Annotated in this window: 23 protein-coding genes and 2 pseudogenes; 4 read left to right on the top strand and 21 right to left on the bottom strand. The window is 59.9% G+C overall.

What is annotated here, in order from left to right:
• Window positions 1-590: 590 nt before the first annotated feature.
• The 7 genes from A9K65_RS34750 to A9K65_RS34720 form a co-directional block, all read right to left on the bottom strand.
• Window positions 591-971 (bottom strand): DUF982 domain-containing protein, encoded by a 381-nt coding sequence (locus A9K65_RS34750; RefSeq protein ID WP_064994950.1) that lies wholly within the window; start codon window positions 969-971, stop codon window positions 591-593.
• A gap of 495 nt (window positions 972-1,466) precedes the next feature.
• Complete coding sequence (locus A9K65_RS34745; RefSeq protein ID WP_063174098.1) at window positions 1,467-1,835, bottom strand: SPW repeat protein; 369 nt, start codon at window positions 1,833-1,835, stop codon at window positions 1,467-1,469.
• 30 nt (window positions 1,836-1,865) lie between these two features.
• Window positions 1,866-2,189: a hypothetical protein gene (locus A9K65_RS34740; protein ID WP_063174045.1), complete on the bottom strand. Its 324-nt coding sequence runs from the start codon at window positions 2,187-2,189 to the stop codon at window positions 1,866-1,868.
• Between the two features lie 12 nt (window positions 2,190-2,201).
• On the bottom strand, window positions 2,202-2,969 hold the full coding sequence (locus tag A9K65_RS34735; RefSeq protein WP_064994949.1) for an NADH dehydrogenase ubiquinone Fe-S protein 4: 768 nt from the start codon (window positions 2,967-2,969) through the stop codon (window positions 2,202-2,204).
• A gap of 71 nt (window positions 2,970-3,040) precedes the next feature.
• Window positions 3,041-3,550 carry an Hsp20/alpha crystallin family protein gene (locus A9K65_RS34730; protein ID WP_064994955.1) on the bottom strand — a complete coding sequence of 170 codons (510 nt, stop codon included), beginning with the start codon at window positions 3,548-3,550 and terminating at the stop codon, window positions 3,041-3,043.
• A 73-nt stretch (window positions 3,551-3,623) separates the two neighbouring features.
• Window positions 3,624-4,100 (bottom strand): Hsp20 family protein, encoded by a 477-nt coding sequence (locus tag A9K65_RS34725; protein ID WP_164752017.1) that lies wholly within the window; start codon window positions 4,098-4,100, stop codon window positions 3,624-3,626.
• A 227-nt stretch (window positions 4,101-4,327) separates the two neighbouring features.
• Window positions 4,328-4,681: a hypothetical protein gene (locus tag A9K65_RS34720; protein ID WP_064994948.1), complete on the bottom strand. Its 354-nt coding sequence runs from the start codon at window positions 4,679-4,681 to the stop codon at window positions 4,328-4,330.
• A gap of 286 nt (window positions 4,682-4,967) precedes the next feature.
• Between A9K65_RS34720 and A9K65_RS34715 the strand changes: the two genes are divergently transcribed.
• Entirely contained in the window at window positions 4,968-6,308 is a 1,341-nt protein-coding gene (locus A9K65_RS34715; RefSeq protein WP_245322233.1) for a Do family serine endopeptidase, read from the top strand.
• Window positions 6,309-6,870: 562 nt separating this feature from the next.
• On the opposite strand, the gene A9K65_RS34710 is transcribed toward A9K65_RS34715, so the two are convergent.
• From A9K65_RS34710 to A9K65_RS34635, 13 genes and pseudogenes are all read right to left on the bottom strand, one after another.
• The gene (locus A9K65_RS34710) at window positions 6,871-7,107 is read right to left on the bottom strand and encodes a hypothetical protein (RefSeq protein WP_013525027.1); all 237 of its coding nucleotides are present in this window, start codon (window positions 7,105-7,107) and stop codon (window positions 6,871-6,873) included.
• A 328-nt stretch (window positions 7,108-7,435) separates the two neighbouring features.
• Complete coding sequence (locus A9K65_RS34705) at window positions 7,436-8,689, bottom strand: diguanylate cyclase (RefSeq protein WP_063170825.1); 1,254 nt, start codon at window positions 8,687-8,689, stop codon at window positions 7,436-7,438.
• A 1,488-nt stretch (window positions 8,690-10,177) separates the two neighbouring features.
• The gene (locus tag A9K65_RS34690) at window positions 10,178-11,002 is read right to left on the bottom strand and encodes a Ku protein (RefSeq protein ID WP_063170823.1); all 825 of its coding nucleotides are present in this window, start codon (window positions 11,000-11,002) and stop codon (window positions 10,178-10,180) included.
• A gap of 83 nt (window positions 11,003-11,085) precedes the next feature.
• Window positions 11,086-11,946 (bottom strand): ATP-dependent DNA ligase, encoded by an 861-nt coding sequence (locus A9K65_RS34685; protein ID WP_063170822.1) that lies wholly within the window; start codon window positions 11,944-11,946, stop codon window positions 11,086-11,088.
• 235 nt (window positions 11,947-12,181) lie between these two features.
• Window positions 12,182-12,502, bottom strand: coding sequence for a KTSC domain-containing protein (locus A9K65_RS34675; protein WP_082826812.1), 321 nt, complete (start codon window positions 12,500-12,502; stop codon window positions 12,182-12,184).
• 598 nt (window positions 12,503-13,100) lie between these two features.
• Window positions 13,101-13,292: a hypothetical protein gene (locus A9K65_RS34670; protein ID WP_063170821.1), complete on the bottom strand. Its 192-nt coding sequence runs from the start codon at window positions 13,290-13,292 to the stop codon at window positions 13,101-13,103.
• Window positions 13,289-13,429 carry an entericidin A/B family lipoprotein gene (locus tag A9K65_RS34665; RefSeq protein WP_032809501.1) on the bottom strand — a complete coding sequence of 47 codons (141 nt, stop codon included), beginning with the start codon at window positions 13,427-13,429 and terminating at the stop codon, window positions 13,289-13,291. The genes A9K65_RS34670 and A9K65_RS34665 overlap by 4 nt, the downstream gene beginning before the upstream one ends.
• Window positions 13,430-13,441: 12 nt before the next feature.
• Window positions 13,442-13,630 (bottom strand): hypothetical protein, encoded by a 189-nt coding sequence (locus A9K65_RS34660; protein ID WP_063170820.1) that lies wholly within the window; start codon window positions 13,628-13,630, stop codon window positions 13,442-13,444.
• A 133-nt stretch (window positions 13,631-13,763) separates the two neighbouring features.
• Window positions 13,764-13,898, bottom strand: a pseudogene (locus A9K65_RS36425) (alpha/beta hydrolase); the annotation flags it as partial.
• Between the two features lie 170 nt (window positions 13,899-14,068).
• Window positions 14,069-14,779, bottom strand: a complete 711-nt coding sequence (locus A9K65_RS34650; protein ID WP_245322227.1) for a hypothetical protein — start codon at window positions 14,777-14,779, stop codon at window positions 14,069-14,071.
• Between the two features lie 5 nt (window positions 14,780-14,784).
• Window positions 14,785-15,377, bottom strand: a pseudogene (locus tag A9K65_RS34645) (SOS response-associated peptidase family protein).
• Between the two features lie 339 nt (window positions 15,378-15,716).
• On the bottom strand, window positions 15,717-16,199 hold the full coding sequence (locus A9K65_RS34640) for a DUF2269 domain-containing protein (protein WP_063170818.1): 483 nt from the start codon (window positions 16,197-16,199) through the stop codon (window positions 15,717-15,719).
• Entirely contained in the window at window positions 16,199-17,485 is a 1,287-nt protein-coding gene (locus A9K65_RS34635) for an SDR family oxidoreductase (RefSeq protein WP_064995240.1), read from the bottom strand. The genes A9K65_RS34640 and A9K65_RS34635 overlap by 1 nt, the downstream gene beginning before the upstream one ends.
• Between A9K65_RS34635 and A9K65_RS35555 the strand changes: the two genes are divergently transcribed.
• On the top strand, window positions 17,390-17,866 hold the full coding sequence (locus A9K65_RS35555; RefSeq protein WP_164752013.1) for a hypothetical protein: 477 nt from the start codon (window positions 17,390-17,392) through the stop codon (window positions 17,864-17,866). The genes A9K65_RS34635 and A9K65_RS35555 overlap by 96 nt on opposite strands.
• A gap of 53 nt (window positions 17,867-17,919) precedes the next feature.
• On the opposite strand, the gene A9K65_RS34630 is transcribed toward A9K65_RS35555, so the two are convergent.
• Entirely contained in the window at window positions 17,920-18,381 is a 462-nt protein-coding gene (locus A9K65_RS34630) for a DUF892 family protein (RefSeq protein WP_063170817.1), read from the bottom strand.
• Window positions 18,382-19,611: 1,230 nt separating this feature from the next.
• On the opposite strand from A9K65_RS34630, the gene A9K65_RS34620 reads away from it, so the two are divergent.
• Together A9K65_RS34620 and A9K65_RS34615 are read left to right on the top strand one after the other, a co-directional pair.
• Window positions 19,612-20,580 (top strand): manganese catalase family protein, encoded by a 969-nt coding sequence (locus A9K65_RS34620; RefSeq protein WP_063170816.1) that lies wholly within the window; start codon window positions 19,612-19,614, stop codon window positions 20,578-20,580.
• 126 nt (window positions 20,581-20,706) lie between these two features.
• Window positions 20,707-21,756 (top strand): chemotaxis protein CheB, encoded by a 1,050-nt coding sequence (locus A9K65_RS34615; RefSeq protein ID WP_063170815.1) that lies wholly within the window; start codon window positions 20,707-20,709, stop codon window positions 21,754-21,756.
• Window positions 21,757-21,949 lie beyond the last annotated feature (193 nt).

Genomic DNA, 21,949 nt, shown 5'->3' with positions numbered 1-21,949 from the left:
TTCACCGCGCCACTCGTTCGAAGACCGCATGAAGAACGGTAGGCTCGGCGAGGAGCTTCGGCGCATGTTGATGGGCTACCCTATCTACCGGCCGAAATATGGCGAGGACGGCGACATGAAGATGTGGCAACAGGAACTATGAAGATCGTGTGGCCGCTCGATCCTGGGATCGTATGACCCGCTGACGCACTGCGGCAAGACGTTCTTCCTTCGCCCAGTGGTCCTGCAAGGCGCGTTCCAAGTGGTCGTATAACGGGAGCCATGCCTCACCATGGTCACCTCGTGCCACAATGATTTCGGCGACGCGGTCGAGTACTCGCTCAATCCGCTGTGCCGTGACTGGTCGAGGCGTGGGCGAGTCTCGCCTCACGGCTTCGCCCGTCCGCAAGGCCATGAATGCACCATGCCTTATGTGTAGCGGACTTTTTTGGTGCAGTGAAGGCCTGCATTCGGCTTGAGCTGCAATCGGCGGCTGCGGCTTGCAGATGTGAAAGGCTCTTTGCTCATCGGGGTTGGCAGCGGGAGGGCGATCGTCCGCAGCCCCCGAATACGATAGCGCGAGTTGCCGGCGCAGCCCGTCCGTCATCTGGTCAACCGAGCCTCTCCTCCTCGTGAGCGCGTGGCAGATTGTTTGCTGCGGCGGCGTGATTGCCGCCGCAGAGAGTTTTAACGGTTAGTTCGTGTGCACTGCCAGTCTTCGGCCCTGTCATCCAAGACGGCGCCAACGGAACGTCTTCGATCACACCCACCCTGCGTGCCCAGGTCGCAAACGCCTTGTGCGCGGCCTCGACCGACTTGCGACCATCATACGCCGAGTAGCATGTATCACAGGCCGCTCCGTGGAGAAGGCCGCGCCTTTCGACCGGCCATTCTTCCAGAAATTCTATGGCATCCATGACGCAACCGATCTTTTTGAGGACGAAACTGTCATCTCGCACGAAAATCGGCTGTTTGAACGTAGCGCTCTCCATCGTGACCTCCCTTCAAGCCCTAAAGCGGCGCTTGTGTCTCTTCGGGTGACGCAGGATGATTCCTCGGCAAAACATGCCGGTCTGCGTGACGCCTTCGGCACAGAGAGGATATTGGAAATGGCTCTTTTCAGTTCAAGAGAGAATTGGCCGGCCGAGCCCAGCAGCCTCTTGGCAATTGGCACCTCATCCCGCTGCCAGCGCGTCTGTCCGCGAGGCCCTCGGCCCACCAACCTGCACGTCGGCGATCTTGCCGTCGCGTAGCAAGGCCTCTAACCGGCGTAGCAGTGTAGATAGACTGGAAGAGCATCAGCGCAGCGAAGGCAGCGTTGTGTTTTCCTTTACTCATGTCCATTGCGGCCACTCCACACAGCGCGGGATATAGGTCGTCAAACCGGAGCGCATCAATTCTGGCACGTCAACGCCTTCATCGCCGCCGGCATCGTCTCGCGAAAAAAAGAGCGGGCCCGGAAGAGTCGGACCCGCCAGCGGCTATGATCAGGCTGCAGAGAGCGGTCGGTCATTCGCGAGCCAAAGGCTGGCTGCTGCCAGGGCAGCAACCACAGCGCCAGCGATGGCGTGCGACCACATTGCTGCCGCCAGGCCGGCAAAGCCAAGCACCCAAGGTGCGGCCACAATCCACAGGCCGACGACAAGGTTCGCCCATTCCTCATATTTGTGGAACGCCACCAACGCGCGCGCTGCGATCAGAACGGTGATTACGCCCGCGATGAGGGCGTGCCAGACGGCAACAGCATCGGCAGCATAGCCAAGGAGCCAAGGCGAGAGCGCCAGCGCGATGCCGGCAAGGATGTTTACGACATCGAGCGCCGGCCTGCTGCTGTCGGAAGCGAGATTCTTCAACATCGTCATTCTCCTTTCCTGCGTTTCAGTACGTCAATGTACCGCCCTTGAGTCGAGGGCGGGTGCGGCAGCGGGCCTGTTCGGCCCGATGCCGCAAAGCTTCTTGGGTCCGGATTTGAAACGGACGCAGTCCTTCGGCGAGATCGGCTCAGTCAGGAGGAAGGGTTCGATCTCCCGAGGTTCGAACGCATTGCCGGCGATCTCACTCAATGCGAGATGCGGCCGGCTCTTCGGGCTGGCCGCCAACCGGGGCGCTGCGCCGCGCGCCAGTGCGCGCGCCCGCCCTGCTGCCGAGACCGCAAGTGCGAAGGGGTTCGGGATGGTCCGTTGGGCGTCGAAGACGATCAGTGGGTCCATCCTTGCCTCCAATCATGCGGCTATCCGGGATCGTACCGGGCTGAGCCGAGTCTGGAATCTCTGGGTACTGCCTTCCAAGGCCAGCAGAGCGAGCTCAACCTCGTCCAATCGCGTGGGACGTGCATTTTCCGGCATGCCTTTAGCGGTGGCCAGGTCGATCAGGTACTCGTTCCAGGCCCAGTTCTTGAGCACGGCACATTTCTCGTCGGGTGCGAGTACCGGGTCATCCACCACCTCCATCGGAGAGGCATAGAATGTCTCGGGCTCGGAAAGCGCCGTCTGTATGTGCGCTGCCTGTGCACCAGCGCCATAGTTGTGGCTTGCCTGGAGCCATGCCAATTGTAGCCGTTGCCAAACCACGTCGGAAAAGGCGTGCCTCTCCTCCGATGCTTGCCTGTTGCTGACCTTGGCCTGAGAGCCAGAAGATGGAGCCTGCACCACGTAGCTGAGGCCTTGGCGCTCCGCATAACGGATCGCCGCCCCCAGCGTCGGAAAATCCAGTTGAACCTGGGTCAGGGTGTCCCGGCCGCCCGTATAGCCCATCAGCGGCTCGATGAACGGGGCTGTGCGAGGTTCGAAGATCAATCGCCAGTCCTTGCGGGGCTTTGCCGAGGTCGTGGCCGAGCGGCATGGCTGGTAGATCCGTGCCGTCACGCCGTCCGGAAACACTGACCGCCCCATTGACAAAGCCGGTTCGTCGACACGAGGCCGATTGTCATTGTCCGGCCGGCCGGAAGTCCTTGTTGGGTTTCTGATGTCGCTGCTTTGAACTGTCTCCATTGTCTGTCCCTCCCATCATGAAGGGTGGTACGAGCAGCGGCCGTGACGGCCGCTGCTCATACTGCCGTGCGTCAGTTCTTGCCGTTGATTGCGATCCGCTTGGCCTTCGCCTGCGCCCGCTCGGTCTTGGGCAAGGTCACGGTCAGCACCCCGTTCTTGAAGGCGGCGTTGACCTTGTCTTCCTCGACCTCGTAGCCGAGCGGAATGAGGCGCTCGAAGCGACCGTAGAAGCGCTCGGAGAACTGCCGGTCTTTGTCCTCGGTCTCGGAACGCTTCTCGCCTTTAAGCTTGAGCGCCCCGTTGTCCAGCAGGACTTCTATGTCGCTCTCGTCCAGGCCGGGTATTTCCGCCGTGACGCGGACTTCCTTGTCCGTGTCGGAAATTTCGACGCTGGGCCAAGTGGCGGCAAAAGAGGGACTGAAGGCCGGCAGTCTGGCGCCGAAGCTGCGGAAGGCGTCATCGAACAGCCGGTTTACCTCCCGGTGGAGGGAGACGAAGGGGTCTCGATCTCCATCAGGGAAGAGACTGGGCGCCGAGTTTCCGTTGCCCCGGCCCCATGGGATCAAGGCACGTACGCTCATTGTCTTTCTCCTTTCGTAGGTCTGTGAGCCGGGCCGGACGCCCGGCTCAAGCGATGCCTTCATCGTGGATTGCTCAGGCCGCCAGCTTCTCGGTCTCGACCTTGGGGGCTTCGATCTTCGGCATGGGAGCCCCGCTGGAGATCTCGACCTTGCGCGGTTTCATCTCCTCGGGAACCTCGCGCTTGAGATCGATGCTCAGCAGCCCGTTCTCAAGGCTGGCGCCAGCAACTTTGACATGATCGGCCAGTTCGAACCGACGCTCGAAAGCGCGCCCGTTGATGCCGCGGTAGAGATACTGGCCGTTCTCATCGCCGGATTGCGACCCGCTCACGACCAGCATGTTGGGCTGGTGAGTGATGGTCAGCTGGTCCTGCGAGAAACCGGCGACCGCCATCGTGATGCGATAGTCATCATCATCAACCTTGGCGATATCGTAGGGCGGCCAGTTGTCGAACGAGGCCACACGGCTCGCATTTTCAAGCATGTCGACCATGCGGTCGAAGCCGATGCTGGACCGGTACAGGGGGGTAAAATCGAGGTTCATAACCACATCCTCCTTTGAGCAACATGGATCATAGGAGGCGCCAAGAGCCTTGCCGCCTCCTGGTCTTGCCGGCCCCATCAGGCGACCGACGACCATCAATTTAGAATCGCGACTTGCACCTTCAAGAGGTATTAGGAAAATTTTCGGCGGCAATCCGGGCGAAACGCACCCATGCCACCCCCGCCGGCGGGGTCACTCGCCGACGGGATGGTTCACGAACAATCAGGTCGCGCTTAAATCCGATCGATGAATGGCACGAACCCGGCCACCACCGCGCTGTCACTGCCATCAGGACCGGCAAGCTCGTTCGATTGATCCAATTGTTGCAATGCATCCATGATCGCATCGAAGCTGACTGGTTCACCCGCCCCCGGCAGCATGCGAAGCGCTGGCACGGATTCTACCGCGCAGGCATCCGACGCCCATGACGAAAGGATGGCGCGCTTCTCCTGACCGTCCAGGGCAACGTCGGCCAAAACGTCGTGGGGATGTTTGAAATGCCGTGCCGGATGCAGCAAGCGGTCCAGAAAACCATCGGGGGCCACGGGTTCAATCGAGGCAAAATGGGTCGAAATGGCTGCTTCCATTGATGGTCCTCCGCTTCAGACAATCTCCTGCGTGTTTGAGTTTGGCGGCTCTCGCGATTCCCGCCAGACGAAATTTTGGGACGTCTCAAGCAAGTTTCAATGGCTTGGCACGGGTCACATTTCCCGTGGTCAACGCCTTAGAACCATTTTATCCAGCCGGTGAAACAATCGGCGAGAATCTCAGTTCTGACGTCGGGCGAAAATCAAGGACCCGAATCCGGCAGGAGAACCAGTCATGTCTTACCTCTCTAGGAACTTGTGCATTGGCTTGATCACAGGAGCCCTGATGCTCTCGACTGGCGGCCTTGCTCCGGCCACCGCACAGGAAATTCCGAACGACTTCAGCGCAATCGTGCGTCAGAAGCTGCCCGCGGTTGTCGCCATCACGACCAGGCAGATCATCCAGGATCAAACGACGCTCAACGACTTTCCCAATCCCTTCGACGGAGGAGGGCGTATCCAGCCCCAGGTGCGGGAAGCACTCGGCTCCGGCTTTGTGATCAGTCCCGAAGGCTATATCGTCACCAATAACCATGTCGTCGCCGACGCAACTGAGATTCACGTCGTGTTCTCCGACAAGGAGACGGCGCCCGCCCGGGTGGTGGGCCGCGATCCGGCAACCGACATCGCGGTATTGAAAGTCGAGCCTCCGCCCAACATGACGGCGACGGCCTGGGGGGATTCGGACGCGATGCAACCAGGGGCCTGGACCATCGCCATCGGCAGTCCCTTCGGCCTCGGGGGCACGGTCACTGTTGGCGTCCTTTCTGCCCGCTCTCGCGATATCCAGGCCGGTCCTTACGACGATTTCCTGCAAACTGACGCCTCGATCAACAGAGGTAACTCGGGAGGTCCTTTGTTCAACGCGCGCGGCGAAGTCATCGGAGTCAACACGGCAATCGTGTCGCCGTCAGGCGGTAGCATAGGCATTGGGTTCGCGGTGCCCTCGCGCACAGCTCGGACTATCGTCGACCAACTGATCAGCACTGGCCGCATCGAGCGCGGCTTCATCGGCGTGCGTCTTCAGGAGATCACGCCCTCCATCGCCGAGGCGCTCGGAATGCCGGGCGCCAAGGGAGCGCTGGTTGCCTCGGTCGAGGCTGGCAGCCCGGCGCAGAAAGCGGGAATCCAGGCCGGCGACGTGATAACCCGGTTCAACGACAAGGACATCCAAGGCGTCCATGACCTGACGCTGGCGGCAGCAAGCCAGAAGCCGGGATCGAAAGTCACCGTAACAACGAACCGGGGCGGCACAAACCAGGAATTGTCGCTGACTGTCGATCGACGCAGGGATCAGGAGGAACAGACCGGTGCCATTCCAAGCCTGGGGACTGAGGACCAGCGCCTTGGTATGTCGCTGAGCGCCATTCCGGACGAAGCGCGCCAGCAACTCGGCCTGCAGGCCGACACCACGGGCGTGTTCGTCCAGGATGTCGCTCCCAACAGTCTTGCGGCCGAAAGCGGCATCCGGCCCGGCGACGTCATCGTGTCGGCCAACAACCGAAACATGACCCAGCCGTCTGACGTCCGCGAGGAATGGGCGAAATCCCGTCAGCAGAAAAAGCCAGTGTTGTTCCGTATCGACCGGCAGGGACAATCGCTTTTCGTTGCTGTGGCAAACTCCTGACTGACAGGCCAGACGGCGTCGCGATCTGTGCTGCTGGGCTGGCCCCCTACCGGAGCGCACCAGAGTTGTGAAGCTGATGAGCGGTATGTTTGAAGTGGCGGTCCGGCTCAACATGCGGCTGCGGGAACTGCTCTGCGGCTTTGCGCGCACGGTCGGCGACTCCGGTCGGCGAGGCGAAAGTCCTTACGTTTCGGCCCATCCGGCGACCACACAGGTGGACAACAAAAGCCTGCGATCCGCTTCTGAGCGCGTGTGCTTTTATCGATGTAAGGAACTTCGCGCCACAGGTTTAGACTAGCGATCTCTGGCGTGTGAACGCAAGAGAAGTGGGCGATCTCCAAATCGGCTGTGTGATCAATGCTGTAGCGTTATCCAGTGGCCGACTGAGCCGCACGAGGCCTGTGATGGCTGCTACTCGGCTACGATGGTCGGGAGTCTGGAGCCCACGCGCAAGACCTATGACTGAACTGAAACGGGCACAAAGGTCGGTTTCACCGAGAAAGTGTCTGCAACGCTGCCGTGGATGACAAGACCGAATTGCACATTCGATGGGTTTGCTGATTTACTCCAGACGGGTGCCCGGTTCAGCCGGGTCGTCCTCGTCGGGCTTAAGCAGGTCAATAAGCGCGGCCGCTCGTGTTCCCGGAAGCGGGCGCCCCTGTCCCATTAACGCCTCGTCAGCAAAAGCCCATGCCCATGCCTCTCTCAATTCCTCGATCGACGCACCCGTTGCGATGATCTCCGCAACCGTAATATCGTCGGCTGATCCAATGACGGAGAGAACTTCTTGCCGTGTCATCGTTTGACCGCGTTCTGACTACAACTGAACTAGATGGAGATTTCATGGAGCACTTGCAACCGATCTAATGAGGGCTGTCGCAGGATTCCCTTGCGCAAGATCAGGGGCTGCGCAATGGGCGCCCTTCACCTAGCCAAACGCGCGCCACATAGGGCGCAGGGCGCAGAAATCGACGGAGCCCATGCGCTCGGCATTTGCGAAGACCCGGCAAGTCATCCAGATGATCGCCATCACTGAGGCCACTTGGTGGAACTCCTCCTGGATCATCCACGCAGCCGGAATCGGCCATGGGTGTTCTCAACAACCCGGAAACTCGGCCACGCACGGCCTATGCCCCAAGGCTGCCCGGCCGAATATGTTTGCGCGCGGATAACTCCGGTCTGTGAAGCAGCACCCTGTTGCGGCCCGTCTGCTTGGCAAGGTAAAGTGCGGCATCCGCCCGTTGCTGTAACTGCTCCGGCGAGATCGCCTCAGCGGTCTGAACGGCAACTCCAATGCTCAGGGTCACCCAGCGCGACACACGGGATCCAGGGTTGGGCAAAGCGGCAGCCTCGACGCTCTTACGCATTCGTTCAGCCACAGCGGCGGCCTCTTCCTCGTTCACCCCGGGCAGGAGCACGAGGAATTCTTCGCCGCCATAACGGGCAACGTGATCGCGATCACGCCTCACGTTTTCCTTCAAGATAGTTGCGACCTTTACCAAACACCGATCTCCCTCCGCATGGCCGAGGTGGTCGTTTAGCTTCTTGAAGTTGTCAATGTCGCACATCAGCATCGCGGCACCGGCAAGGCAACGTTTGTCGCTTCCCCATAGGCGCTCGAGTGTTTCCGTCATCCAGCGACGGTTGGAGATGCCGGTGAGTGGATCGGTCCTCGCCAGGAGTACCAGTCGATCATTCGCTTTCGCCAGTTGGGCGACCCTGCGTCGGTCGCGAAGCTCAAACAGGAAAGTCTTTTGAGCGAGAATTGTCATGATGCGCCGCGCGGCCACCGTTGCAAAGATACCGCTGGCGAAGAACAGCGTTCCAGCTACTGCACTCCCATGCGCGATGGCCGGGTTCTGCAGTTGAAGCATGAGATAAAGTCCGAGCGCCAGCGCAGCGATCGTCATCGTCCAGGCCAAGGGGATCCCGAAGATGATGATGGCTGTGATGGCCACGAACAACATGACGTTCAATTGCCGTTCGTAGAACTCGCCACCAGCGCTTGCTCCGACCAATGCGACTGACAACAAGATAAGGAACATGCCTGCGATCAGCGAGGCTCCTTGGAGCCAAGGCGCCTGCGGTTTGCGCCAAACAAGGACCACGGCCAACGCGACGGGCGGGATGATGGCGCCGGGCAGGAGCATGGACTGCGCTACGCCCCATGGAAGCAACGCCGCGTTCAATGCCAACGTCAGCACATCCAAAAATGCCACCCAGATCATCCACGCGCGGATGATTTTCGCCGTTTGCGACCAGACACGTGCTCGAAATAGGCGTTCGATCTCGCCACCCAGGCTGATTTCGCGCGTACGGCGCGCCAGAAGCCGGTCGACCTCAGCGGCTAGGGCAGGATCATCCTGCACATCGGGGGGCATCAGATCTGACAAGTCGATAGGCCCTACGCTGCTTTCTCCTGAATATCTATCCAAGCCATAGGCGGTCGGCGGTGGGCAAGCATGTCAACTTACCCTGAAGATTTGATTTATAGCTGCGATTTGCGAACAATCAGTCCCAAACCATCCGATGCTCGATGCGTAGCCGAATTAACCTTTGTAATTGCGGTGGCGCTGCACCGCTGTTATCCACGCCCCGCCGCTGGGCTCGGCGAAATGTTCCGAGAGCTTCTGAAGTTGAGCGCGTGAAGGAACGGGTGATGCCGATTCTTGTCATGTCGACCTTTCGAGTATTGCCTGCAGACCAACAGGATGGATTTGGCCATGAAAGGAAGCCGACCGGTTATTTCGTTGTTGGATTTCGACATCCTCTCCCGGGCTCTTACGTCAGCCATCAGGGAGAGCCCGGAATCCGATTCGATGGTCCAGGCCCGCGAGCTTGTGTGCCTATACACCGGGAAAAAGTCAGCCGACCAAAATTTGATCGCGGCCTTGCTTCACGCCAGTCGCGCCCAGCTGGACGTGGAAGCATCCAAGACCAATCGCCCGGCAAGAATTGACTGAGTGCCTGCATCTGCTCGACGTGACCTCTCACCGGGTTGTCTCCTCGACGGAGCTACGTCCGAGACGAAGCCCAAAGGCGCGACCGACTAGGACGAATATCCTGACCGCGACACGATAGCCAGCAGGTCACCGAATGGACCTTTGGAAGTCATGGCAGCGGGTTGGACTTCGATCGAGATAGCCGAGGCCATCGAGCGCCGTGGCCGACCGTCGTGGGCGCGAGGAAAGCGCCGCTCTAGATCCCTGCTGCTCGCACGAGCATTTTTACCCCAGGGCCGTAAATTTTGCACTGATCTGAGGAACACGCATCTGCAGTCGAAGGTCGGGATGTGCTTGGTGAGGACGACTCCCTCCTTGAAAGGACCAAGCTCTGGTGCGAGGGCCAGCCTCCGGTTCCGAGACCCGGTTGCGGGCGTATGCAATGCAAGCAAGCGTTAAGTTTTTCTGCAGGCCTGGAACCTCTTTCTGAAATCGAAATTAGGTCTGCAGCTTGGCTCCCGGGCCAGGTCTCAAAGCAGGGCCCGCCGCCGTTTGTGTCCTCAGTGGCGGGCCCACTTCGTTTCCGCTCAACGCTACATTGCGATTGACTAAAGCAACGAACATCCAATGAACGCAATCTCACATGGCATCGATCCATGGCCAGGTCGGCACGATCATTTTTTGGGTGACGGTGACCACGCCGACCAGTTGGTCACAAGGAGTGACCAAACGACGAGACCTGTAGCTACGGGCACAACGGCAATCCGGCCCTCCGCGATTTGTCGCGTCGGGTGGTCTTTCCTCCCGATTGCCGCAGCGTCGCAGTGCGACGAGCCGGTGAGATTGGCCGAAGGCCTGACGCCGGAAACGCGCGAGCGCGCTAAAACTACTGGGTGATGCGCGGTGATGGTGGGATGCTATCTTTAACTATGCCGATTTGCGGCTCTTGGCCTTTGGCCGGTCTTGGCCGATGCCTTCCTTGGCGAGGCTCTTTCGAAGAACCGAGGCCAGCTCGACCACGTTCTCCTGAGGCTTTGGCGCCGGTTTCGGAGGCTTTTTGCCCTTTCGCTTGGCGTCGATCATGGCAATCAACGCATCTTCATAGGTGTCCTCGAATTTCGAGGGATCAAACTTCGTCACCTTCTTGTCGATAAGGAGGCCCGCGATTTCGAGCAAATCCGAATCGTATTTTGGGCTTCTCACGTCATTAAAGACGGTGTCTTCCGATGTCATCTCATTGTGGGTGCGCAACTCGGTCAGCAGCATTCCTTTTTCAAACGGCTGTATCAATACTTCGCGGCCGCGCTGATAGAGTACGACGCAGGAACGTGCCGCGACGCGCTTCTTGGCCATCGCATCGCGCAGGACGGCAAAGGCCTCAAGGGAAGCGCCATCTGCCGGGATCAAGTAGTAGGGCTTTTCGAGATAGCGCGTGTCGATCTCGGCAACCGGAACAAAGGAATCGACATCAAGCGTATGCTGGGACGTCAGTTTCAGTTTCTTGATCTCGTCCGGCTCGACGTGGATGAAATCGCCCTTGTCCGCCTCATAGCCTTTGATCTGATCCTCGGCTTCGACAACATCGCCGGTGCCTTCGTCGACATAGGCACTCTTCACGGGTAAACCGTCGCTGCGGTTCAAAATCTTGAAGTGGATTTTCGATGCCTCGCTGGTGGCACCCACTATCTTGACCCCGCACGACACGGAACCGACCCTCAGAAAACCCTTCCAGACCGCGCGTGGCGCCACCATGCCGTTTCTCCTAGACGTCGACTTCCGCACAACGCCAGGCACACGGTTCTGTTCCGCGTCATGGGCAGCACCTTGTCGCAAGCTTATTCCTCACGGTAGTCCAGCAGCTTGGCGTGGCGGAGCCTTTCCTCGCCCTTCAGGAACCGCACGCGACCGACCAGACCAGGCTTAAGCCATTCGGCCTTTTCTTTCTTGAGACCGATAGGCACTGGTCCGCCGACCTTCCCTTGCACGCGATCCCAAAGTCGCTGGCGCTTGTCAGCTTTAAACGCAACGAAAGCGCCGCCGGCATAGCGGCCCTTGTCGGCCATGAGCACCATTGCGGGCTTTCCAGCCTCGCGCTGCACGCCAATAATGTCCATTTCCTTTTCGGCATAGCATTTGATCTTTCGCCAGTTCATCGTCGGCCCGCTGCGATAGACGCTGTCCTTGCGCTTCGAGACCATGCCCTCCAACCCCGCCCTGTCGACCAGGTGATAAACCGCGTCACCGGTGCCGGGCATGGCTTTGCTGACCTGAATGCGGCCGACGGCTGGAATCAGTTCCTGCAGGATCTGGCGGCGGTCTTCCACCGGCATGTTGCGCAAATCATGCCCGTTCAGGTGCAGGAGGTCGAATGCCACCAAATACAGATCGCGCGACGGCTTACGACGGGTGACGGCTGACTGCAGGGCCTGGAAGTCGGACAGGCCGGCCTCGTTGACCGTGATTGTCTCGCCGTCGATGATGAAACTTTCCGCCTCGATCGCCTCCGCCTCTCCGGCAAGTTCGATATAGCGGCCGGTCCAGTCGTAACCGTTCTTGGTGAACAGCCGGATCCCGTTTTCATCCTTGATGATTTGGGTCCGATACCCGTCGAACTTGATCTCATGGAGCCATTCGTCGCCCTGCGGTGGCGTCTCGACCAGCTCGGGCTCCATGGGCTTGATGAACTTCAGACGCATGCGCTGACTCGCATAGTGCGATTCAATTAGCGCTCGCTAAAATGGTTCCGGAACATTTTAGACGAATTGAATGTTTGATGGTTATGACGAAGCTATCCGACCTTGGACCGCCGATTCCCGGCACGCAGCACGGCGGCGAGCCTGCCGACGAGCGCGACAATTTCATGACCTGTCCGGTCTGCGGCCAGCCGTTCGACATGCGCGATTTCCGCCAGGTCGCTTGGCACAATCTGCCTCAGCATGAACCGCTGGAACCGGAGCTTGCCACGGTCCGGAACGCGAACTGGTTGCGGATCCGATCATTGAAATAGCGGCCCTTGGCAAAGGCAGATTTGAAATCGGCGACGATCTCCGGCGGTACATCCAGAAAGTCGTACTGCCTGCCACTCGCTACAAACCACACTGAGAGAACCCTGGTTTCCGGGTCGTATTCGAACTTGCGTATTGAGGTCGACGGCATGGTGCACCAGGTCATTGCCGGTGAGCGACCCGCGAGATGGCCCGCCCAGTGAGGAAGCAGAGAGCGGGCCGACCACGGCTGTACGTCCATGGCCATCATCGCCTCCACGGAAGGACGGTGACAGCATTCCAACTCCCATTGGAATTCGGCGTTCCACACATAAACAAAAAGGCCCGCCACCTCTCGGCAGCGGGCAGTGTAGGTCGCTAGGATCACCCAGCGGTACCTAAAGTACACCCCGCCTCGCCAAAAGGGAAATGTTAGGCATCCCTAATGGACGATTCGGACCCTGGGGCTGACCGTGGGGTATCAAATCCGAGAATATCCTGCGGGCCAGGTGATAGCGGAATACCGAGCTGGGGCCCCGACATCCTATTGCGCCGCCGCACAGGCAACGAAAATGCCCGTGACGCTAACCGATCCGGAAACTACTTTCTTGAGGTGACCGATGAGAGCAACGGGAGGGTGTTCGCCTACCAATACGCCGATTTGCTCTACTGAGTGGCTTTGAGCAGCGGCTGCTGCTTCACCTCCGGGCCAAAACCGGCCGCTCCCATTCATAGCCGCAACGGGCTGTCCTAGGGATAGTTGGACTGGACGGTGTGTTGATTCACCCCTGCTGGATGGCTGAGGTGCAAAACCATGCAAACCACAATGCGCGGATACGCGACAGAAAGCCGTTGCATCGTCGACTTTATTCAAGCCGGAATTCAACCGCATGCTTGTCGGCCTCACGAATGAGGCCACTGTCCATGGCGGCTTCGAACGCCTTGGTGAAATACTGATCATCGGAGGCCTCGTGATCCTGCTGCGCAAGATCGATCGGCAGCGCTCCGATCACGCGGCCCGTTGTCTTCTCGATAACCGTGACGGTCCTCTGCATCATGGTTTGTTGACCGTGTCGTCGACTGCGTTGGCCGTTGCCTTGACGTCCCGGCCGACGCCTCGGACGGTGTTGGCGCAGGCCGCAAGGGCAAAGGCACAGGCAAGAATGACAATCGGTGTGATGCGTAGCAGTTTCATGGACGGGTTCTCCTATTTGTGATTATCAAGTCCGCTTTGCCGTATCGCACCTGTAACCGCCATCACCTTGTTGTGGGCGGCCGCTTCATCGGCGGTGTCAAAGGGCGTTGCGATGTCATCCAGAGCCAGTATCACAGCCAGGAACGGAAGGCCGATCAGCGGTGGTGCGTAGACAACGTACGCTGGGCGGGCATTCTTCATCGCCCATGTAGCACCATTTGTCGGTCAGGACCTAATCCACCTCGCCGACTTCCTGCACCACCGTGGCAAGCGATTCTTTCTATAGGAAACAGCCATGATTTTTCCTGCCGGGTAGCGATTGGGGTATGGTCGTGGAGAAATCTGCTGACAGCAAGTCCGCGACCTGGCCCCAAGTCATATGCGTGCGAGGATGGCCATGGATCAGAAGCAGAGGCGGCCCAGATCCGCCATGCCGAAGCCTTATAGGCCCGCCCTCGGTTTCCAACATTTCAAGCACGAAGTTGTCGAATCTGCCATCCTCAAAAATGGGCGGTTGTCGGCTTGAAGAACTCCTTGAGCATGGATTGGTTCAGGACGTGCAATCGCGACTGCAGATCGTTTCGGCTCCCGGTTAGCTTTCGCTCAGGGCTCATTCTGGACGCGAATGGCTAGACGGATTTAACGGAGCAGGCCCTCGTCGTCGAACGCGTTCCAGCCCTTCAACTTGGGCCGGGGAGCGTCATCTCTGGGGTTATTCCCGGCACCGCGAACCTTCTCGCTACCCTTTCCCGCCCGCGTCAGGGCAGCCTTGCCGGCGCCACGTCGCCTGTTCTCTGTAACTTGCTGCGCGTCCTCTTCACGCCAAAGGCTTGGCAGATCACGATCAAGGATGTCCTCGATGTGCCTGGGATCGAACACGTGGAAGGTGACGGCCTTGGATCGACCGCGCATCTTCACGGTGCGGGTGCCAATGCTTTGCAGCCGTCCGTCTTTCAGCCACTTGTGACGCTCACGCGAAGAGATCGCAAGGATGTCTTCGGCCTCGCGCGGCAGGACCGGGAGTACTGCGATGGTTTCCAGTGTCTTGGCGATCTTGTTCGAGGCGGCCTCGAACTCTTCGGCATCGTCTTCGCGCATCCGCAATGTCATGCGACCAGTCTCGGCTTTGACGTACTTCCTCACCGCCCAAGGCAGGCGGGCACGTATTTCACGCTCGATACCTTTCGTGCGCACCGACGAGCCAAGCGTCGCTGATGGCGGAAGGGGCCACTCGGTAATCAGTGACAACGAGGTGCAGACGCTTTGGCGAGAGCCGCGATCTCGAGGGGCCACAATTGCCGCAGCCAAGCCGCCAAGAATCTTTCGTGTTTGCGCAAAACGCACCGGCATCTGAGCTAGTCGCTTCCTTGTCGCACGGTTTCTACCGCCAGCGACCGGCCGGCAAGGCCTTCAACAGCTCCACCTCGGGTTTCGTGAGGTGGATCCATGCCGCCCAATCATCCGGGCGCAGAACCACAATCTGGCGATTGTGGGTGGGCGCCACGTCCAGGCCGGGTTCCGTCGTCAGCATAGCGAATGTCGGGGGCTTGTTGCCTTCGCCATCGCGCCACAGGGCGGCGATCGCCATGAACGAGGCGCCGTTGAGCGTGAAGCGATGCTTAGCCTTTGGAGACTTCTTTCCCGTGAATTCGAAGAAAGCCGACGCCGGAATAAGGCAGCGCTTGCTGTTGGAGACGTTCCGTCCTTCCGAGCGGAAGTTGAAGATCGGCCCGCCTTTGGGCCCGGAGGGCGGAAAGGCAAAGGTCATGCGCGTGAGTTCGATCGTGTCGCCGGCGGCGCGCATGATCGGGGCGGGATCACTGATGCGGATGTCATCCGCCTGCGGCAGATCCAGTTCGGTTTGATAAGTGGGAATGTCGAGCGCCAGCAATTGCATCATCCTGCAATATTCGGCCCAGGCGATATGCTGCTCATAATCGTTGCACATGGCTGCCCACGCTTTCAGTCAGTTGATGACTTATAACAGATAACGCGGCTTGGCTGCGGCGCCACCATCCGGAGATTTTCCGCTATGCCCGAAATCTCGCAATCTGCTTGATGCATTTCGAAGCCGTGCACGGGCGACGTGGATAGACGTGTCGTCGGCAATCAAAGTCCCGTCAGCCTCCCGCCACAGAGGTGCTCGGGCGATGGCCGGGAACCTGTGCAACCATTGCCACCCGGTATGTAGTAACGGAACGAGGCAGTCTGCGGCTGGCGCCCATCGCCTTCCATTTGTTAGGCGCAACGATGTTGCAGACCGTGACGAGGGAGACGAAGTCCGGTGCTACAAGGCGAACCAATCGATCGAAGGTCGCGAAATCATCAGCCAGAAGATGGCGAGCACTGCCGCGAAGGCAGGAAAGCCAAAGGCGAACCAGAGCCGAAACAAGGTGTCATAGCGCTGTGGTGGAGGTTGCTTCTCTGCCGCGGCCTGCATAGCGAGATTGCGCATCTCGATCTGCATCCACACGACTGGAAGCCAGAACAGGCCGGTGATGAGGTAGAGCAGGATCGAAAGCACAATCCACCCCTCGGTCAGCGGATAGCCGGAATGCCAGGCGAGGAATGCACCGGTGACAGGTTGGGCGACGACGGCGGTTGCAGTGAAGATGAAATCGGCGATCACGACCATGCGTGCGACCGCCGCGATGGTCGCGGAATTTCCGGTCCGGTGAGCGAGCAGCATGAAGAAGGCGATGCCGGCGCCGGTGCCCAGCAGCACGGCCGCGCCGACGACATGCAGGAACTTGAGCATGAAGTAGGTCATCAGCGTTCCTCCAGGACCGCCAGCGCGACAACATGCAGAACCAGGATCGGCAGGATCTTCAGGAATGGGCCGAGCGGCTCGTTCCACAGTTCTGGTCGCAGCATGGTCCCCGCGATCGCATAGAAAAGAGCCACCGCGATCGCCCCGAACAGCCCCAGCCGACTGGTCGGTCGCCAGGCGATCAACGCGCCGACCGCCATGTCGGCCAGCGCTCCGGCGATGACCGCCGGTTCCGCCAGCGGACCGATGGCCGTGCCGACCAGCAAGTCGACCCCGCGGCGCCAGCCGGTGGTCAGGGAAATGATGCCGGTCATGATCCAGAAGAAGGGCAGGACAGTAAAGATCGCCGGCTTGACGAAATAGAGACGGGCGAACCATCGCTCCTGCACCGTCGCGGGATTGAGCTTTAGCGCCGCTTCGAGGCTGGATGGTTGGATCCCTGTCGCAGTGATCCACGCCTGCGGGTCGCCGACAGCGCCCCGCACGATTTCCTTGGCCGCATTGCTGCGCATCGGCGGGCGCCAGCCGAGCAGAGCCGCCGCATCGCCGACCCGGTACAGGCCGGCCGCGACGCTACCGGGCAGAGTGAACTCTCCAGCCGGTCTCGACCCAAGCCAGCGGCGGTAGAGGCCGACCACCTTGCTAATCGGCAGCGCTTCAGGTCCGGCAAGGTCAAGCGCAAGGTGCGATGCGCTATCGGGCCGGAGAAAATGCAGGACAGTGGCGATCACGTCATCCAACTGTACGACCTGAAGCCGACCCGTGCTGGGCATCACCGGCAACAGTGGCAATGCGGCCAGTCCGCGAAACAGCGCACTGGCGCCGAACGCCGGCCGGCCCAGCACGACCGACGGGCGCAGGATGACCCAGTCCAAATCGCGCGCCATCAACGCCTGGTCGCCAGCCAGCTTGGTGGCCGAGAAGGCGGACGGCTGCAGCCGATCGACCCCGATTGCCGAGAAGTGAATGACTTTTCTCACGCCCGCCTGCTCACAGGCGGCAAAGAGTGCCGATGCGCCACCCGCATGCACACCGCCAGTGCTTTCTTGCGCGCTGTCCTGCAGCACACCGGCGCAGTTGACGACCGCGTCGATGCCTATCAGATGCGGGCTCCAGTCCTGCGTCTGCAGCGCCTTTGCCATGTCGAGCAAGACAGGCGGCAAGCCTCTGAAGGGCGCGGCGCCGGCACGATGCAGTACGCGAACGATTTCATATCCATCGGCGGCCAGGCGCGCACAAAGAGAAGCTCCGATCAGACCCGACGCGCCGGTGACGAGGACCCTCACTTGGCACCTGAAAACTGCAGTGACAGTCGCGCCTCATCCTGTCTGCACGCGGAGCCGGACGAAACAGCGGTGTCGCTGCGATCGGGCCGCACGATCGAGCGATTCCGCGCGCCTCGCCGAGGGCAGATGGAAGCGAGCGTCGCGGCGCTGCTGGCGCGTCCGGCCAGAGCTCCGACAGTTTCGAGCAACGATATCGAGCGGAAGCTCGGGTTGATTGTTCCTTTGGTTTCTACCATGGGCGCTGATCCCAAGCTGCCACGGATGTTCCTGCCACCATTCATGGGCAAGGCGAGTTGTTCGCGCAGGAATGACCGCCTCGGACGGTTCAATGCAACAACCGTATCCACTATTTGCTCATGCACGCAGCGCCAGCCAACCTGATCGACGGTGTCGATGGACTCGATCTCCCTCCCGCCCAACGCGTTCAGCTAGATCTAGGCGGCATCTTGCAGCGCCCTTTCATTTACGCTGGTGCCTCCAAGCTGCGTCAACGCCTCGTCCGTTGCCTTCTCTTCGTCGAGCGTCTGCTGCAGCAGCGGAACCGCGTCATTCAAGCCGAGCAGCCTTGCCCAGGTTACCAATGTCCCATAACGGGCGATCTCATAATGCTCGACGGCCTGGGCAGCGGCAACAAGCCCGGCGTCGAGGGCCGGCGCCGCCTGGAACTCCTCCAGTATCTCCCCGCCCTCCTCAATGATGCCGTCGATCGCGGGACAGGTCTTGCCCTGCGCGCGCTTGCCGAAAATCTCGAACACCTGCTGCAGCCGCTCAACCTGACCCTCAGTCTCGTCGCGGTGCTTCTCGAACGCGGCGGTCAACTCTTGCGATTCGGCACCCCTGGCCATTTTCTTGAGGGCACTTAAGATCTTACGCTCCGCGTAGTATATGTCCTTCAAGGCTTCGTAAAATAGATCTTCCCAGGCCCTTTGTGCTGCTCTGGGCGCTTTTCTTCGTCGCCATCTCCATGTCCCACTTCGAGTTCAATGCTTCGCGGCATATGCAGCTCTAACAACCAAGGCCATCGGTTGTTCCTCGCCCTCAAAGACATGGTGGGAACACGAGCAAGGACCGTGATCTCGCTCCGTTCTGGTCGGCACAACCGGCGCCATGTCGCCTCTGCGCCTGGCTAGCCTCGCGGCCGCTTGTCAAGCCGCCTGCCGCGCCTTAACCGGCGTTCTCGCCTATCGAAGTCGATTGCTGGTCACTCTTTCGCCGATCAATGTTGATAAGACGGCGGTCGGGGGCCGCGGCGCCGGAACGACCTCTTCAGCGTTTTGTGGGCAAGCTGCTGTGAGACCAGATCGCGCGCTTTTCGGCACATATTGCAAGCCACAATGGTCGCTCGGCTGCCTCTGCCGGTCTAAACGGGACCCGGCCCGCGGCATGCCCGGATGGTTGAAGCGGATTGTTGAAAAGGTGTGTCGGGGTGAACTAGATCATCCGCCGCCATCGGTTGCGACGATCGAGCGACGATTGCTCCTACCGGCCGCCCGACCGCCGTTTCGCTTCTTCATCGATCCTGCGACCTGAGAATCTTGAGTGCCTCGTCCTTGGTGAGGCCGCACTTTCGGGCAAAGTAGTCGCTTCGATGGCCCTTTCGCGATCCGTCCGAGACGCGGTGTTCTGCTTGGCCTTCTTGCCCATCGATGCTATCGCCGCGATTATATCGCCTGCTGGTGATCAAGCGCCTACGCCGTGGGAGGGCTCACGCGGGGATCGGGTCACCAATCTTGCAGCTCCGCTGCCTGGCTCGAACTGTGGTTTGGCGCGATTGTTCCGAGATCGCAGAACTTCGCAAGAGATGCCTGGCGCCGGACTTTGCTGTGGCCATTCGGGATCTGTCATCCCATCGCTGTGACCTGCAGACGAATGCAGAGCCTCAGCAGTTTTTTCGCCGCTTTCATCGTGGGTTAGTCCCGACAACATGTTCGTTCCAGTACCCGGAGGAAAAAACGTGCGCGACCAGTCTTTTTCCCATCTGGAGGCGCTCATTGATGTGCGTCCCGACACGAATTTCACCCCTAGCGCGCCATGGCCTCGCGGATCGGCCACTGCGTCACTCGATGCAATATGGAACAATCCTCGCAGGCGGATGTTGGGCAACCCAACCCCCTGGAGGATTGCCAATGTTCATGCACAACAAGCGCCTGCAATACACCGTCCGCGTTTCGGAGCCTAATCCCCGCCTGGCCTGCATGATCATGGAACAATTCGGTGGCGCCGATGGTGAGCTTGCCGCGGCGATGCGCTATTTCACGCAAGGCCTCGGCGAGGATGATCTTGGCCGTCGCGACATGTTGCTCGACATAGCCACTGAAGAACTCAGCCACCTTGAGGTGGTGGGATCGATCGTCACCATGCTGAACAAGGGGCTCAAGGCACAACTTGCCGAAGGCCAGATGAAAGAAGCGGACCTTTATATGATGGTCGGCGCCAGCGGTACGACAGCCAAGGAATCCATCCTGTTTGGCGGTGCTCCCGCGCTGTGCGACTCAGCCGGCGTTCCCTGGACCGCGGCCTATGTCGACTCACGCGGTGAACCTACCGTGGATTTGCGGTCGAACATCGCCGCTGAAGCGCGCGCCAAGATCGTTTACGAACGCCTCATCAACATCACCGATGATCCGGGCATCAAGGACGCGCTCGGCTTCCTGATGACACGCGAGATCGCTCATCAAAAGTCGTTTGAGAAAGCACTCTACGCCATCGAAAACAATTTCCCGTCAGGCAAGCTCCCGGGCATCGAGAGGTACGCCAGCATGTACGTCAACACCTCTCAAGGTGACGGCGATACCAATGGTCCATGGAATTCCGGCGAAGAGTGGGATCGGATCGATGACCTTGAACAGGTGATGCCCGTCGACGGCGGAGACGGCTTGGCAACCGTCAAAATGGGCGCCAGAGACATGAAGGTGGTGGCCAAGATGGCCGACCGTACTCTTTCTGATCCGGCGTCCGATCCGATCACGGGCGCTGATCTAGGTGCCGGTCCTGGAGCTGGCCGAACCAAGAACGCGGATTTTGGCGGCGCGGCAAGCATTCAGGAGGCCCCGGCCGTGGCCGAGGCTGCTGTCAAACGCGCACGTAAGCGTTAGTTTGGACTGACGTCATTGCGGGCAACTATGTTCGGGGTCAGGAAGCTAACGACGAAAGCAGGGTATCCGACTGGCAGCAGCGGACTGGCCGGAGTGCTCGCTATTTGCTGAGTGGGTGAAGCACATATGGCCACCGCCGCACCACGATCAGAGTCGGAACATGCGGGGCAGTCGGAGAAGGTCCGTGCCTACGGTTGCGAGAACCGGTGCATTGTCGCAATCGGAGCCTCGGCGGGGGGCCTCGACGCGCTGAAGAGACTTGTCCGGGATATTTCGCCGGACATTCCGGCGGCCCTCCTCATCGTACAGCACGTCGGTCTCACGAGTTACCTCGGCGACATTCTCGGTCGCGCTGCCAACATGCCCGTAGCGAATGCCGCCAGCGGCACGAAGGTTAAAAACGGGCACATCTTCGTTGCACCGCCCGGAGCTCACCTGCTTTTACATGATGATCACATGCTGCTACGGCGCGGGCCGCGGGAGAATTTGGCGCGCCCTGCCATCGATCCCCTTTTTCGATCAGCGGCCTGCAGCTTTGGCGGCAGCGTGATTGGTGTCGTGCTCACGGGCAGCCTCTCCGACGGGACCGCCGGCTTGCGCGCTATCAAGATTTGCGGAGGGGTCAGCGTGGTTCAAGATCCCGACGACGCTGCAGTACCCGATATGCCGCTGAGCGCCTTGCAGAATGTGGAAGTCGACCATTGCGTCGCCCTGTCCGAAATGGCTGGCCTGTTGCGCAGGCTTGCGTCCGAACTCGCAGGGCCGACACCAGAAATCCCGCCTGTCATCCGCCTTGAGGCTGCGATTGCTGCTCAGGAGCACAGCACAATGGAACAGACAGAACGCCAGCTTGGCATCCCCTCGACATTTGTCTGCCCCGAATGTCACGGACCGCTTTGGGAGATCGAAGACGGGCCGATTACCCGTTACCGTTGTCACACTGGACATGCATTCGGAGCGGACGTTTTGATGCAGGCCCAGGCGGACGATGCGGAACAGGCCCTTTGGAGCCTTCTAAGAGCGCACCAGCAGCGGGCCGAGTTGGCGAAACGGACGGCGCAACGAGAAGCCGCTCGGGAAAGACATAGCTTGGCCAGCCAAATGGCTACGCGGGCCGCGGAACACGAAGCCGACGCGAAACTTATTGAAGAAATTATCCATCGTCGAAGGCCGTGACAAACACACGCCCCGACAACCATGACCTTATTTCGGTCCGGGGCTCACAGTACGGCGTTGGCGACTTGCCGGAAACCATGATCCCCCACAGAGACAGCGAGGGTGGTCAACACGAGTCATTCTTCAAACATCCTTCAATGCCGGCGGCAAACAACGATATTAGGTCACATTAGCGTCAGGCGGACGACGTCAT

It is taken from the genome of Mesorhizobium sp. WSM1497 (genome assembly GCF_001672455.2).
GTDB lineage: Bacteria > Pseudomonadota > Alphaproteobacteria > Rhizobiales > Rhizobiaceae > Mesorhizobium > Mesorhizobium ciceri.
This window is presented reverse-complemented; position numbering and strand designations above follow the sequence as displayed.